Below are 13,633 nucleotides of genomic sequence, written 5' to 3'. Positions count from 1 at the left end.
TTTAGTGGCGTACACAAATATTGTGTTCGGCGCGGTCACTGTGGGAGCGGGCTTGCCCGCGATGGCGTCCTTGTAGCCGCCGACTAAACCTCAGGCTTCGCCGCCGCTTGCCAAAGAATCTCGGCAACCCCCTGGCGCTTGGCAATCACCCGTGCCACCACAAACAACAAATCCGACAACCGATTGATGTACGCCAGGCCAACCCCGGCCAACGGCTCAATCGCATTCAACTGCTGGCAGCGGCGTTCGGCACTGCGCGCCAGGCTGCGGCAGACATGGGCCTGGGCAATCAACGCCGAGCCACCCGGCAGAATGAAATTCTCCAGCGGCCCCAGCTCTTCATTCCACACATCGATCGCTGCTTCCAGGCGTTCGATTTCTGCTGCGTTCAACGCCTGATATTCCGGCATCGCCAGTTCGCCGCCAAGGTCGAACAACCGATGCTGACAGGGCGCCAACACCTCGATCACTTCCTTTAGTCCCGGATATTCGGCGCTTTGCGCGGTGAGCCCGGCCAGCAATACACCGACCTGACTGTTCAGCGAATCAACTTCGCCAATGGCCTCAATCCGCGGGTGATCCTTGGGGACGCGGCGGCCATCGCCCAGTCCGGTTTCGCCTTTGTCGCCGGTGCGGGTGTAAATCTTCGACAAGCGAAAGCCCATGGGTTACCTCGATAGCTGATTGAGTTCTTGAGAGACGAGCGGGGTGCCCGCCAGTGGCAGGCGCAAGGTGAAACAAGTGCCTTGGCCGAGGGTCGATTGCACTTCCATCTGGCCCTTGTGATTGTTGGTGATGATGAAATACGAAACCGACAGCCCGAGACCGGTGCCCTGGCCAATTTCCTTGGTGGTGAAAAACGGTTCGAAAGTACGCTTGCGCACGTTTTCGCTCATGCCGATGCCATTGTCCTCGACCTGGATTTCCGCCCAGGGCGGGTTGAGCCGGGTGCGCAGAATGATCCGCCCCGGTTCGCTGTCGTCTTCGCGCTGGTGAATGGCCTGGGCGGCGTTTTTCAGCAGGTTGAGCAGGACTTGTTCGAGTTCGTTGGCGGTGCCGGGGACCGGGCCGAGTGCCGGATCGAACTGGCGAATGATGGCCTGGCCCTTGAAGTCGAAACCGATTGCCAGGTCGAAGTCGTTACCGGCGATTTCCACGGCTTGGTCGATCAGCGCCGGCAAGTCGCACGGGGCCATTTGCCGGGTGCTGCGGCGACTGAAGCTGAGCATGTGAGTGACGATCTTCGCCGCCCGGGCGCCGGCCTGCTGAATGCCGTCAAGTAACTGCGGCACCTCCCGCGCTTGCAGGTAGCTGTTGACCGTCGACAGCTCGACGCCAACCTGCTCGGCCTGTTCGAGGTTCTTCGGCAGTTCGGTGGACAGGCGTCGGCGAATGTTCTGCACGTTGTGCAGGATCGCCCCCAGCGGGTTATTGATCTCATGGGCCATGCCGGCGGCGAGGCCACCGACGGAGAGCATTTTCTCTGACTGCACCATCATTTCTTCCAGCGACAGGCGCTGCGTGATGTCATCGATCCGGATCACAACGCCGCGCCCGGCACCGCCCATCAGCGGATAGAACGTCAGAGCGTAATGGCGGGCGTCATCGTCCTTGACCCAGGTCACGCGCTCGATCTTGGCCACTGTGTGCTGCTCGACGGTTTGCTTGAGTTGCGGCAGAAACGGCTTGAGCGGCTCGAAGGCGAGGAAGATCGGTTGATTCAGGGCTTCGTCCAGGCGGGTGCCGGAGAGGGCGCTGGCCTCCTGGTTCCATTGCGTCACGTAGAGCTGTTCGTCGAGGGCGATCAGCGCCGATGGCATGGAGTCGATGATGCTGTTGAGGTAGTTCTGGAACCCGGTGAGTTTCTTCTCGATCTTGCTGCGCACCTGGACTTCGAGTTCCAGCTTGCGATTGGTATGGCGGGTTTCTTCGGCCAGGCCCTGGGCCTGATCGTAGGCGGCCTGGGAATCATCCCGCGCCCGTTTGAGCTGCTGCTCACGCGCTTCGATGCGCGACAGCATGGTGTTGAACGCCTCGGCGAGGCTGCCGATTTCATCGTGGTTGCCCCGGGAGGCGCGCAAGGCGTAGTTCTCTTCCCGTGTTACTTGCCGGGACAGCTCTTCGAGTTGATGGATCGGCCGGGTGATCAGGCGTTTGATCTGCCGCGCGATGATCAGCCACAACAGCACACTGAAGATCAGGATCCCGAGGCTGGCTGTGAGAGTCCCGGTGTAGAACGCCATCGGCAGTTCGCTGCTGGCCACCAACAGCAAATGACCCGGTGCGGCACCGGGGCGGGGCAGGGTGATGATTTGATTGCTGCGAAACTCGGTGGCTTGCCACGATTCGATGTGCCGGTAACGTTCCGGCAATTTCAAGTGATCGCCATGCTGCAACTGCGCCAGGCGTTCGCCCCGGCCGTCGTACAGTGCCGCGGCACGTAACGGCGAATAGCTGTTGAGTTCATCGAGCAGGCGTTGGGCGCTTTGCGGCGATTCCAGTGCTTCGGAGATCAGGCTCGGGTTGGAGACCAGGCGGCCAATGGTCTGCAAGGCCTGGGGCGCCATGCTTTCCTGAGAGATGTAATACGCGGCGCTGATAAAGGTCAGGTTGGCGACCAGCAGGACAGTGGTCAACAGCACCAACAGGGCGGCCAGCAGTTTCTGGCCTACAGGAAGGTTTTCAAGGCGCTGGCGCAATGGCATCAGGGTTATCGCTGCAAAGGAACAAGTGGCCAGCGTAGCCGCTGCTCAGTCGCTGGGCAATCCAAGGCTGTGCAGGCGGGTGATCAGCCGCTGCTGCAATTGATTGATGTGCGGCAGGTTCAATTGATGCCGGGAGGCGACTTTGCAGGCATGACCCAGCAGGTAGCTGATTTCGGTGCGGCGCCGGTTGCTGACGTCCTGGTACATCGACGAGTAATTGGCGGCGGTCGCGTGGATCACCCGTTCGACTTCCTGTTGCAGGTTCTCGGCAGCGGCGGGCTGACCGCAGCGCTCAAGCAGCTCGGTGAGCTCGCCGCAGAGAGTAGCGACTTCGCAGCTATGGTCCTGCAAACCGCCATTGCGGCAGTCGTGCAGCACCGTTAGCGGGTTGATTGCACAGTTCAGCGCCAGTTTGCGCCAGAGCCGGGTCAGGATTTCGGTGCTCCATTCATGGGGAATGCCGGCGGCGTCGAGGTCATCCAGCCAAATCGGTGCGACGGGATGGCCGGCATCGCCCAGCCAGGTGAACCCGTGGCCGGCGAACACCACGCGCCAGTCACCATCGCGGAAGGCGCCTTCGGTGCTTGAGGCATAAATGCAGCGTGCCTGCGGTACTTGCGCCGCTACGGCGTCCTGACTGCCCAGACCGTTCTGCAACAGAATCAGTTCGGCGCCGGGGGCCAGGCGGGGTGCCAATTGCGCAACGGCTTGCTCGGCGTCGTAGGCTTTGCAGGCAACCAGCAGGCGATTGATCGGTGCTTCGCTGTCCGGTGTTTCGGCGGGTACCGGGTAGCACTGTGCTTCGCCGTGTTCGACCAATGTCAGCCCGCCAGCCGCCTCATAAGCCTGCAAGCGTGTGGCATCGCGCACAATCAGCTGCACCGGAACCCCGGCCCGAGCCAGACGCGTGGCCCATAACGTGCCGAGACTGCCGGCGCCGAGGATATGCCAGGTGGTGGACATCAGCTTTTTGCTCTGTTTGACGCGCGCATGGACAGCTCGCAGTGAATGATCGGAAAGACCCGTTATAATCAGCGCGGATTTTTACCGCAAGCCAGGCGTGCTCCATCTTGATCGAGCGCCCCCTATTTATTGGAGAGATTACATGCCGTCGTTCGACGTGGTATCCGAACTGGACAAACACGAAGTCACCAACGCGGTCGAGAACGCCGTCAAGGAACTCGATCGTCGCTATGACCTGAAAGGCAAAGGCAGCTTCGAGTTCAAGGAAAAAGACCTGACCGTCAACCTGACCGCAGAGGCCGATTTCCAGCTTGAAGCGATGATTGAGATCCTCAAGCTGGCCCTGGTCAAGCGCAAAATCGATGTGCAGTGCCTTGAGGTCAAGGACGCGTTCGCATCGGGCAAGCTGATGAAGCAGGAAGCCGTCCTCAAGGAAGGCATCGACAAAGAGATGGCGAAGAAGATTGTCGCTCACGTCAAAGACGCCAAATTGAAGGTCCAGGCTGCCATTCAGGGTGAGCAAGTGCGCATCACCGGCAAGAAGCGTGACGATCTGCAGGAAGCCATTGCCGCGCTGCGCGCCAAGGAATTCGGTATGCCGCTGCAGTTCAACAACTTCCGCGACTGACGTACACAGCGGGAACCTCTCGGCGTTTTCGGCGTCCGAGGCCCAAGCAACGGTAGAAATGGTTGACCCCGCAAGGGCTCGATCCTTTCTGCCGTTTATTTTTCGCGTGCCGGGTGCCCGGAAATCAGGAGAACGTAGATGGACTTGAATGCTGAAGTAGATAACCTGGTCAAGGTGTCGCAAACCTGGATCCCGATGATCATGGAATACGGCAGCCGTGTGCTGCTGGCGGTCATCACTCTCGCCATCGGCTGGTGGTTGATCAACAAGGTCACGAAAAAACTCGGCGGCCTGATTGCGTTGCGCAATGCTGACCTGGCGTTGCAAGGCTTTATCAGCAGCCTGGCAAACATCATTCTGAAGATCCTGCTGATCGTCAGCGTGGCGTCGATGATCGGTGTGGAAACCACTTCGTTCGTGGCGGCCATCGGTGCGGCGGGCCTGGCCATCGGCCTGGCATTGCAAGGCAGCCTGGCAAACTTCGCCGGTGGCGTGTTGATTCTGCTGTTCCGCCCGTTTCGCATCGGTGACTGGATCGAAGCCCAGGGTGTGGCCGGTACTGTCGACAGTATCCAGATATTCCACACCGTGCTGCGCACCGGCGATAACAAAACCATCATCGTGCCAAACGGTAACTTGTCCAATGGCATCATCACCAACACCAACCGTCAGCCGACCCGCAAGGTAGTGTTTGACGTGGGCGTCGATTACGAAGCGGACTTGCAAAAGGCCCGTCAAGTATTGCTGGACCTGGCCAAGGATCCGCGTGTTTTGGCAGATCCGGCACCGCAGGCAGTTATTTCGACTTTGGGTGACAGTTCGATCACTGTTTCCCTGCGTGTCTGGGTGAAGACCGCGGATTACTGGGACGTGATGTTCATGTTTAATGAGCAATCCCGTGATCGTTTGAAAAAGGCCGGTATTGACATTCCCTTTCCACAGCGAGTAGTTCGTGTGGTTCAGGAAGCCGCAACGCAGTAAGGCTACTTCAATAGTTGTTGCTGAAAATGCCTGGTGGCAAAGAGCCCAAGAGATGAATAGTCACTTGGGCTTTTTTGTGACTGGTCATTCACTTCACCTGGAAAAGTTCTAATGTTATGAAATGAAGTTGGTTGCCCCGCGTATTGATTATGTGGCAGGCATAAAAAAACCGCCCACCTGAAGAGGTGGGCGGTTTTATTTTTACAGTACTGCTGGGGTTACACCCTGATTACAGGATGCTCAGCGGGTACTCGATGATTACACGGGTGTCGTAGTTGTCGTTGGAGTAAGCCTGATATGCACCGTTTGCACGGTAGTTGGCGAAACGTACGCGGAACGACAGATCTTTAGCTGGGCCTTCCTGTACTACGTACTTGGACTCCAGGTTCCACTCATTTTCCTTGCCTTCACCCAGACCTTCGGTCTCGATGTTGTCACCCATCACGTAACGAGTCATGAAGCTCAGACCAGGTACGCCGTAGGTGGCCATGTTCAGGTCGTAGCGAGCCTGCCAGGATTTTTCTTCGCGACCCACGAAGTCGGAGATTTGAATGGAGTTGGAAACGAAGATGGCGCTGCCACCGTCAACACCATAGTAGTACATGTTGTCGCCGCTGGAACGCTGGAACGCAACGGTGAACTTGTGAGCGCCGAGGCTGTACGCAGCTGCCAGGGACCACAGGTTGTTGTCTACACCGGTGTTGCCATCACCCAGGGCATCGTACAGATCACCGCGATCTTCACCTTTGGTTTTATAACCGTTGAGGTCGAAGTTCAGGGACTGCTCGTCATTGATCGGCAGGGTGTAGTTCAGGTTGACGTAGTACTTTTTGAAGTAGTCGTCTGCATCGGATGCAGCCAGGGCACCGGTGAAGTTGTCAGTGAAAGCGTAGCTTGCACCGAAGATGTTGATGTTGGTCAGGCCTTTTTCGCCGCCGCCAGTCTCGGAGATGCCGCCGATGCTGTCACGCGCCATACCGGTTTGCTTGCTCAGAGCGGTAAAACGACCGGCGCTCAGTTCCAGACCCTTGATTTCCTTGGAGGTCAGCAGGGTGCCGGTAGCGACTTCAGGCAGCAGTCGGCTGTCGTCGGTTGCGAATACTGGGCTGGCTACGAATTGTTGGCCGTATTTCAGGACGGTGTCGGACAGACGCAGTTTGACTGCACCGCCTACCTTGCCCTGGGATTTTTCCGGGTTGCCGTCGCTGTCGTTGGCGAACAGGCCGTTACCGCGGTGGCCCGAGCCGCCGTCCAGTTTGACCGAACCCATTGCCATGGCGTCGATACCGAAGCCGACAGTACCTTGAGTGAAGCCCGACTCGTAGGTGAGCAACTGGCTCAGACCGGAATCCTGACGATAGCCAGCAGTACCGGAAGTACTGTTGTCTGCACCGTTTTTGAAGTCGCGGTTCATGTACTCAAAACGGGTTTTGAGTTTCAGGCTCGAATCATCGATGAAACCCTTGGATTCGTCCTGGGAGGACGCCATTGCGAACTGCGAGGTGCCTGCTGCAACAGCCAGTGCGATCATGCTCCACTTCATCACGCGCATCGTGATTTGCTCCTTTGGTTTTTAGAAGAGTACTGCCGTCCCACCTGTTTTATTATCTGGGCGGCTCTTTCTTTTTGTGTCGGCGCAAACTTATATCACGCCGACAATGTTGGCGATACTTGCGCATCTAACCTTTCAGCTTCTTTACGAGCCTGTCGCAAACAGCTTGCTAGATGTCGCAAATTTACAGCCCCGATGCAACCGGACTGACAACTTTAATGCTGTTTTTCTGGGCTGGTGCATCGGTAAAAAGAGTCCCTGGTGAAACGTTTGAATCTCCATCGGGCTACCCTGCCACTGTTTTAATTGGTCTAAAGGGTTCCCGCTTCCAGCGGTGCCTTATAGACGATGTGGGTGTGAATGCAACAAGCGTGCACAAATCAGCATTCCATGGATATTTTTTTCTAATGCGCCGCCTGGTGCCGTAAAAACCTCATAAAACCGGGGGTTTCATCCTGCTTGTGGTTGGACTTGACGCCATCCTTCGCATCGTGTTGACCATCCTGTTACCGCCGCGTGACAACCAGAAACGTTACCGGTTCACCCCGCCATTGAGTAATTGGCGGATATGCGAAGCAGTCAGCGTAGACGCACTGTGCGGTTTTGGTGCAAAAATTTTTATTTGCTGTACTGAATCCATACAGCTTGGCGGCTCCCGGAGCATGAGCGCATCGTTGTGTTTCGGTCATTTCAGCGCTTTTTGTGGTATCGCCGGTTCGCTAATGGTGCGTTTTGCTGAGAAGTGGTTCATCCCGGGGCGCTCTGGCGTCCGTTACTGGAACCTCGAGGGGATCGCAGCGTGGTTGGTCGTGAAGCTGGCGGCGTTCGCAGGTATGCTGCCGTCCAGTCGCTTGGTGCACGATCTCTCGGGATGGGCGCTAAGCTGAAAATTGATGACCTGGCGGGAGTGCGCGCAGTGTTCGCTTTAGATCCACGACTTCAACAAGACACGCTACCGATCGGTGATTTCCCGCTGTGCCGGTTGCTGTTGTCCAACGATTCGAACTATCCCTGGTTCATCCTGGTGCCTCGTCGCGACGATATCAGTGAGATATTTCAGTTGGATGTCGCCGATCAACTGCAACTGTGGAAGGAAACGACCCTTTTGTCGGAGTTGCTCAAGGACTCGTTCGACGCTGACAAGTTGAATGTCGCCGCGCTGGGCAATGTGGTCAGTCAGTTGCACATGCATGTGATCGTGCGTAAACGAGAGGACGCCGCCTGGCCCGCTCCGGTTTGGGGTAAACATCCGGCCAAGCCGTACAGCGCAGAGCAGGTCGCGGCGATTCGCGAGCGGTTGCGCCTGGCGCTGACCGATAATTTCACGTTCGTGGAGGGTTGAATCATGAGCCTGGAAGATCGCGTTACCGATCTGGAGAGTCAGTTGGCGTTTCAGGATGACACCATCCAGGCGTTGAATGATGTGCTGGCAGCGCAGCAGCGGGCGGTGGAACGCCTGCAATTGCAGATGGCGGCGCTGCTCAAGCGCCAGGAAGAAATGGCCGGCCAATTCGAGACTTTCGAAGAAGAGGCACCGCCTCCGCATTACTGAAATGCAGGCAATAAAAAACCGCGAGCAGCCAGGCTGTTCGCGGTTTTTTTTGCCTCGGATCAGCGTCGCGGCAGGGCGGCGATCACGTCTTCGGCTTGCAGGCCTTTGTCACGATTCATCACGGAGAATTCCACGCGCTGGCCTTCGACCAGAACGCGGTGACCTTCACCGCGAATGGCCCGGAAGTGCACGAAAATATCGTCGCCGGAATCGCGGGAAATGAAGCCGAAGCCTTTGGAGGTGTTGAACCACTTGACGGTGCCGGTATCGCGGTTGCTCATGTCGTAGCTTGGCGAAGCGGCAGCCGGTGACGATTTGTAGAAGCTGATGGCCAGGTGCAGAAAAACAGCGACCAGGGCGGCGACCAGGCTGAACAGAACGGCAGGTTGACCGGCGATGACAGGCATCGGTGCGATCAGCGTCAGGGTTTGCAGAACGACAGCCAGAACCAGCAGGGCGCTGACCAGGTTTTGCAGTTGATGACGTGGACCTTTGTTCCAGTAAGGGATGACAGGTGCGAGAGTGAGGTTAAGCAGGCCGAAAAGGGCCAGGTACAGTGCATCGGGCTGTTGCAGGTAAGGTACGGCTTCGGAACGCAGGCTAGGGATGAAGGACAGCAGCAAAGCCGCTGCACCTATTAGCAGGTGGACGATTTTCAACATTTTGATTGACTCACGTTAAGACAGCTCACAAGGAAGAGCTGATGAGGCACGGTTCGCTTCAGAACAATAGGAGGCGTTGGACACGTACCCGATATCAGCCTATGCGCAGCACCCGGAAAAAATAGGCACCCACGACACGCTGTCTATTTAACAGCAAAGCCGCAGGCTACTCAAATCAGGGCGTCCAGCGGTGTGTCGGGGGCGATTTGTCGCAGGCTCATGGGCGATCCAGGGCTGCGATGCGGCGACAGGCTTGCTAGAGTGGTCCTGCACCTGTTGGATGAATTTCATCACCTTTAGGGGAAAAACATGGCAATCGATATCGGTATCAGTGAAGAGGATCGCAAGTCCATCGTCGACGGACTTTCGCGTCTGCTGTCGGACACCTACGTACTTTATTTGAAAACCCATAACTTCCACTGGAACGTCACCGGCCCGATGTTCCGGACCCTGCACCTGATGTTCGAGGAGCAATACAACGAGTTGGCCCTGGCGGTCGATTCGATTGCCGAGCGGATTCGTGCCCTCGGTTTTCCTGCTCCCGGTGCCTACGCCGTTTATGCGCGACTGTCCTCTATTAAAGAGGAGGAAGGCGTGCCTGCCGCCGAAGACATGATCAGGCAATTGGTCGAGGGGCAGGAAGCCGTCACCCGCACGGCTCGCGGGATCTTTCCGCTGCTCGACAAAGTTAGCGACGAGCCGACTGCTGATCTGCTGACCCAGCGTATGCAGGTTCACGAAAAAACCGCATGGATGCTCCGCGCCCTGCTGGATTAGTAATACTTTGGCGCGCGAATGACGCCCTGTGGGTGCTGTTGGCGCGTCGTCTTTAGCTTCGAAAAACACCTGTCTGTTGAGCGAATTTTCGCCAGGTTGCGTGGGAAAACCTGCGGCGTAGGACGCACTCCACGATCTGCCCTCAGCTGTTGGCTTATCCTACGCAGACGGTCATAAAGTCATCTGGATATAACTTTGCCCTCGCGGTTTTATAAGCGTGCTTATGAAAACCGCTAGATGGCAAAGGAGTGTCAACGACATGGTTTATGGAGACAGGCGAAACGAGGGGAGGATTGATCCTGTAAAGGACAAAAGGATTGATCCATTTGTCAGTGAATTCGATATGGGGCTGGTTCAGCCTTTGTCCCGGTCGGTGCGGTTGAATGGCTTCGCCACCTGTTTGCGACTTGAGCAGGTTTACTGGGATATTCTGGGCGAAATCGCCCGGCTCAATGGCTGCTCGGTCAGCGCGTTGTTGTCCCACGTGGACCGCGAAGTGCATTTGCGCCATGGTGGGGTGAAGAACTTCAGCGGACTAGTGCGGGTGGTCTGTGTTGTACACAGTCTCAAGGAAGGAGGTTGTGGGGTGATGCCTCAGTCTCGGCAGTGAAAGGGTCGCATGTCGATCTGTGCAGTCTTACGGCTGCACAGGCCGCATTTAATGGATATAATCCCGCTCTTTGCCGCAAAACCCCGCGTGTGCGGTAGCAATCTGATCGCCGAGACAACCTCCATGCCGATGTACGATTATCAATGTGCTTCCTGTGGTCATCAGTTGGAAGCCATTCAAAAGATCAGCGATGCACCGCTGGTCGACTGCCCTGCGTGCCAGGCGCCAGAACTTAAGAAGATGCTGTCCATGCCGGGCTTCCGCCTCAGCGGTACTGGCTGGTACGAAACCGATTTCAAGACCGGTTCCAAGAAGAACCTGGCCGGCGGCGACAAAGCTGACTAAGGTCTGGAACCTGAGTTGAACGACACGTGTGCTCTTGCATCACCCGACGACTTTTTAAAGGCGGGGGCTGCTGCAGGATCTCCAACCGAATTTCGAATTACGAGAAGTGAAACCACGACCATGATGCGCAGCCATTATTGCGGCCAACTGAACGAAAGCCTGGAAGGCCAGGAAATTACCCTTTGCGGATGGGTCCACCGTCGCCGTGACCACGGTGGGGTGATTTTCCTCGATATCCGTGATCGTGACGGTCTGGCCCAGGTCGTGTTCGATCCGGACCGCGCTGAATCCTTCGCCGCCGCCGATCGCGTGCGCAGCGAGTACGTCGTGAAGATCACCGGCAAGGTTCGCCTGCGTCCGGCAGGTGCTACCAACGCCAACATGGCGTCGGGCATGATCGAAGTCCTCGGTTATGAACTGGAAGTGCTGAACGAATCGGAAACCCCGCCGTTCCCGTTGAACGAGTTCTCCGACGTCGGCGAAGAGACCCGTCTGCGTTATCGCTTCCTGGATCTGCGTCGCCCGGAAATGGCCGAGAAGCTGCGTCTGCGTTCGCGCATGACCACCAGCATCCGTCGCTTCCTGGACGAGAACGGCTTCCTCGACGTCGAGACGCCGATCCTGACCCGCGCTACTCCGGAAGGCGCTCGCGACTACCTGGTGCCGAGCCGTACCCACGCCGGTTCGTTCTTCGCCCTGCCGCAATCGCCGCAACTGTTCAAGCAACTGCTGATGGTGGCCGGCTTCGACCGTTACTACCAGATCGCCAAGTGCTTCCGTGACGAAGACCTGCGTGCCGACCGCCAGCCGGAATTCACCCAGATCGACATCGAGACCAGCTTCCTCGATGAAAAAGAGATCATGGGCCTGACCGAGCAAATGATCCGCAACCTGTTCAAGGAAGTGCTGGGTCTGGAATTCGGTGATTTCCCGCACATGACCTTCGAAGAGGCCATGCGTCGCTACGGTTCCGACAAGCCGGACCTGCGTAACCCGCTGGAACTGGTTGACGTTGCCGATCAGCTCAAGGAAGTCGATTTCAAGGTGTTCAGCGGCCCGGCCAACGACCCGAAATGCCGTATCGCCGCTTTGCGCGTTCCAGGCGGGGCGAGCATGCCGCGCAAGCAGATCGACGACTACACCAAGTTTGTCGGTATCTACGGTGCCAAAGGCCTGGCGTACATCAAGGTCAACGAGCGCGCTGCCGGTGTTGACGGTCTGCAATCGCCGATCGTGAAAAACATCCCGCTGGAAAACCTCAACGCTATCCTTGATCGCGTGGGTGCAGTTGACGGCGACATCGTGTTCTTCGGCGCCGACAAGGCCAAGATCGTCAGCGAAGCCCTGGGCGCGCTGCGGATCAAACTGGGCCACGACCTGGACCTGCTGACCTGCAAGTGGGCACCGATGTGGGTCGTCGACTTCCCGATGTTCGAAGAGAACGACGACGGCAGCTTCACCGCCTTGCACCACCCGTTCACCGCACCGAAGTGCACCCCGGAAGAGCTGGAAGCCAACCCGGCAACCGCGCTATCCCGTGCCTACGACATGGTTCTGAACGGCACCGAGCTGGGCGGCGGTTCGATCCGTATCCACCGCAAAGAGATGCAACAGACTGTATTCCGTCTGCTGGGTATCAACGAAGCGGAACAGGAAGAGAAATTCGGCTTCCTGCTCGACGCGCTGAAGTACGGCGCGCCGCCGCACGGTGGTCTGGCCTTCGGTCTGGACCGTCTGGTGATGCTGATGACCGGCGCCCAGTCGATCCGTGAAGTGATCGCCTTCCCGAAAACCCAGAGCGCGGCGGATGTCATGACTCAGGCACCGGGTCAGGTCGATGCCAAGGCATTGCGCGAATTGCACATTCGTCTGCGCGAAACGCCAAAGGCCGAGTAAGGCTGACCAGAAGGGCGCATCCGTGGATGCGCCCTTTCTTTATAGATAGAGCTGTTCAAGATTTTTTTGTTTGCCGGCCGGCGCGGAACAGCGTGGCGGGCAATGTTTCAAAGAGAATTCGGAGCGAGTTATGGCAGGTCATTCCAAGTGGGCGAACATCAAGCACCGCAAAGAACGTCAGGATGCCAAAAAAGGCAAGATTTTCACCAAGTGGATTCGTGAGCTGACTGTCGCGGCCCGTCAGGGTGGCGGTGATCCAGGTTCCAACCCGCGTCTGCGCCTGGCGCTGGACAAGGCCCTTGGCGCGAACATGAGCCGCGACATCATCGATCGGGCAGTTGCCCGTGGCGCAGGTGCGGCCGACACCGACGATATGGTCGAACTGACCTACGAAGGTTACGGTCCTGGCGGCGTGGCGGTGATGGTCGAGTGCATGACCGACAACCGCAATCGCACCGCTGCCGCTGTTCGCCATGCGTTCAGCAAGTGTGGCGGCAACCTCGGTACCGACGGTTCGGTTGCCTATCTGTTCGAGCGCAAGGGGCAGATCTCCTTCGCTGCCGGTGTCGACGAAGACGCGCTGATCGAAGCGGCCATGGAAGCCGACGCCGATGACGTGGTGACCAACGAAGACGGTTCGATCGATGTGTTCACCTCGTTCTCCGGGTTCTACGCCGTGCGTAATGCGCTGGAAGCGGCCGGTTTCAAAGGTGATGACGCCGAAATCGTCATGCTGCCGACCACCAGCGCCGAACTGGATCTGGAAGGCGCCGAGAAAGTCCTCAAGCTGATCGACATGCTCGAAGACCTGGATGACGTGCAGAACGTTTACTCCAACGCCGAAATCCCGGAGTCGGTCGCCGCACAGCTCGGTTGATGACTCATAAAAAGATCGCAGGTTTTGGTGCGCTTTCCTGTAGGAGCTGCCGAAGGCTGCGATCTTTTGATTTAAGAGCTAAAAG

14 protein-coding genes are annotated in these 13,633 nt (G+C 57.5%); 9 read left to right on the top strand and 5 right to left on the bottom strand.

Annotated features, from left to right (window positions below):
- Positions 1 to 83: 83 nt before the first annotated feature.
- From ACW9JC_RS23725 to ACW9JC_RS23715, 3 genes are read right to left on the bottom strand one after another with little or no spacing between them, the layout of a single operon-like run.
- A complete protein-coding gene (locus tag ACW9JC_RS23725) occupies positions 84 to 665 on the bottom strand; it encodes a cob(I)yrinic acid a,c-diamide adenosyltransferase (protein ID WP_457457991.1) in 582 nt (193 codons plus the stop codon).
- Between the two features lie 3 nt (positions 666 to 668).
- Positions 669 to 2,705, bottom strand: coding sequence for a sensor histidine kinase (locus tag ACW9JC_RS23720; RefSeq protein WP_457457989.1), 2,037 nt, complete (start codon positions 2,703 to 2,705; stop codon positions 669 to 671).
- A gap of 45 nt (positions 2,706 to 2,750) precedes the next feature.
- Positions 2,751 to 3,668: a putative 2-dehydropantoate 2-reductase gene (locus ACW9JC_RS23715; RefSeq protein ID WP_457457987.1), complete on the bottom strand. Its 918-nt coding sequence runs from the start codon at positions 3,666 to 3,668 to the stop codon at positions 2,751 to 2,753.
- A gap of 142 nt (positions 3,669 to 3,810) precedes the next feature.
- Between ACW9JC_RS23715 and ACW9JC_RS23710 the strand changes: the two genes are divergently transcribed.
- Together ACW9JC_RS23710 and ACW9JC_RS23705 are read left to right on the top strand one after the other, a co-directional pair.
- Positions 3,811 to 4,296: a YajQ family cyclic di-GMP-binding protein gene (locus ACW9JC_RS23710; RefSeq protein WP_060539637.1), complete on the top strand. Its 486-nt coding sequence runs from the start codon at positions 3,811 to 3,813 to the stop codon at positions 4,294 to 4,296.
- A 138-nt stretch (positions 4,297 to 4,434) separates the two neighbouring features.
- Entirely contained in the window at positions 4,435 to 5,277 is an 843-nt protein-coding gene (locus ACW9JC_RS23705) for a mechanosensitive ion channel family protein (protein WP_457457985.1), read from the top strand.
- A 229-nt stretch (positions 5,278 to 5,506) separates the two neighbouring features.
- On the opposite strand, the gene ACW9JC_RS23700 is transcribed toward ACW9JC_RS23705, so the two are convergent.
- Positions 5,507 to 6,829 (bottom strand): OprD family porin, encoded by a 1,323-nt coding sequence (locus tag ACW9JC_RS23700; RefSeq protein ID WP_457457983.1) that lies wholly within the window; start codon positions 6,827 to 6,829, stop codon positions 5,507 to 5,509.
- 916 nt (positions 6,830 to 7,745) lie between these two features.
- Between ACW9JC_RS23700 and ACW9JC_RS23695 the strand changes: the two genes are divergently transcribed.
- On the top strand, positions 7,746 to 8,171 hold the full coding sequence (locus tag ACW9JC_RS23695; RefSeq protein WP_457457993.1) for an HIT domain-containing protein: 426 nt from the start codon (positions 7,746 to 7,748) through the stop codon (positions 8,169 to 8,171).
- A gap of 3 nt (positions 8,172 to 8,174) precedes the next feature.
- On the top strand, positions 8,175 to 8,381 hold the full coding sequence (locus tag ACW9JC_RS23690) for a SlyX family protein (protein WP_077045694.1): 207 nt from the start codon (positions 8,175 to 8,177) through the stop codon (positions 8,379 to 8,381).
- 59 nt (positions 8,382 to 8,440) lie between these two features.
- On the opposite strand, the gene ACW9JC_RS23685 is transcribed toward ACW9JC_RS23690, so the two are convergent.
- Positions 8,441 to 9,043, bottom strand: coding sequence for a cold-shock protein (locus ACW9JC_RS23685; RefSeq protein ID WP_338582630.1), 603 nt, complete (start codon positions 9,041 to 9,043; stop codon positions 8,441 to 8,443).
- A 309-nt stretch (positions 9,044 to 9,352) separates the two neighbouring features.
- Between ACW9JC_RS23685 and ACW9JC_RS23680 the strand changes: the two genes are divergently transcribed.
- The 5 genes from ACW9JC_RS23680 (at position 9,353) to ACW9JC_RS23660 (ending at position 13,548) form a co-directional block, all read left to right on the top strand.
- On the top strand, positions 9,353 to 9,820 hold the full coding sequence (locus ACW9JC_RS23680; protein ID WP_457457980.1) for a Dps family protein: 468 nt from the start codon (positions 9,353 to 9,355) through the stop codon (positions 9,818 to 9,820).
- 259 nt (positions 9,821 to 10,079) lie between these two features.
- Complete coding sequence (locus ACW9JC_RS23675; RefSeq protein ID WP_457457978.1) at positions 10,080 to 10,430, top strand: ribbon-helix-helix domain-containing protein; 351 nt, start codon at positions 10,080 to 10,082, stop codon at positions 10,428 to 10,430.
- 123 nt (positions 10,431 to 10,553) lie between these two features.
- Entirely contained in the window at positions 10,554 to 10,775 is a 222-nt protein-coding gene (locus tag ACW9JC_RS23670; protein WP_007977333.1) for an FmdB family zinc ribbon protein, read from the top strand.
- A 120-nt stretch (positions 10,776 to 10,895) separates the two neighbouring features.
- Positions 10,896 to 12,671, top strand: coding sequence for an aspartate--tRNA ligase (aspS, locus tag ACW9JC_RS23665; protein WP_338582628.1), 1,776 nt, complete (start codon positions 10,896 to 10,898; stop codon positions 12,669 to 12,671).
- Positions 12,672 to 12,801: 130 nt separating this feature from the next.
- Positions 12,802 to 13,548: a YebC/PmpR family DNA-binding transcriptional regulator gene (locus ACW9JC_RS23660; protein WP_338582627.1), complete on the top strand. Its 747-nt coding sequence runs from the start codon at positions 12,802 to 12,804 to the stop codon at positions 13,546 to 13,548.
- The last annotated feature ends 85 nt before the right edge of the window (positions 13,549 to 13,633 follow it).

It is taken from the genome of Pseudomonas sp. SDO5591_S426, from assembly GCF_054070755.1.
The sequence above is the reverse complement of the archived record's forward strand: the minus strand, read 5'-3'. Positions and strand labels throughout refer to the sequence as shown.

Coding starts and splice junctions, on each gene's coding strand:
- ACW9JC_RS23725 (WP_457457991.1), bottom strand. CDS start 665: ATGGGCTTTCGCTTGTCGAAGATTTACACCCGCACCGGCGACAAAGGC.
- ACW9JC_RS23680 (WP_457457980.1), top strand. CDS start 9,353: ATGGCAATCGATATCGGTATCAGTGAAGAGGATCGCAAGTCCATCGTC.
- ACW9JC_RS23675 (WP_457457978.1), top strand. CDS start 10,080: ATGGTTTATGGAGACAGGCGAAACGAGGGGAGGATTGATCCTGTAAAG.
- aspS (WP_338582628.1), top strand. CDS start 10,896: ATGATGCGCAGCCATTATTGCGGCCAACTGAACGAAAGCCTGGAAGGC.
- ACW9JC_RS23705 (WP_457457985.1), top strand. CDS start 4,435: ATGGACTTGAATGCTGAAGTAGATAACCTGGTCAAGGTGTCGCAAACC.
- ACW9JC_RS23710 (WP_060539637.1), top strand. CDS start 3,811: ATGCCGTCGTTCGACGTGGTATCCGAACTGGACAAACACGAAGTCACC.
- ACW9JC_RS23660 (WP_338582627.1), top strand. CDS start 12,802: ATGGCAGGTCATTCCAAGTGGGCGAACATCAAGCACCGCAAAGAACGT.
- ACW9JC_RS23690 (WP_077045694.1), top strand. CDS start 8,175: ATGAGCCTGGAAGATCGCGTTACCGATCTGGAGAGTCAGTTGGCGTTT.
- ACW9JC_RS23720 (WP_457457989.1), bottom strand. CDS start 2,705: ATGCCATTGCGCCAGCGCCTTGAAAACCTTCCTGTAGGCCAGAAACTG.
- ACW9JC_RS23700 (WP_457457983.1), bottom strand. CDS start 6,829: ATGCGCGTGATGAAGTGGAGCATGATCGCACTGGCTGTTGCAGCAGGC.
- ACW9JC_RS23685 (WP_338582630.1), bottom strand. CDS start 9,043: ATGTTGAAAATCGTCCACCTGCTAATAGGTGCAGCGGCTTTGCTGCTG.
- ACW9JC_RS23670 (WP_007977333.1), top strand. CDS start 10,554: ATGCCGATGTACGATTATCAATGTGCTTCCTGTGGTCATCAGTTGGAA.
- ACW9JC_RS23715 (WP_457457987.1), bottom strand. CDS start 3,668: ATGTCCACCACCTGGCATATCCTCGGCGCCGGCAGTCTCGGCACGTTA.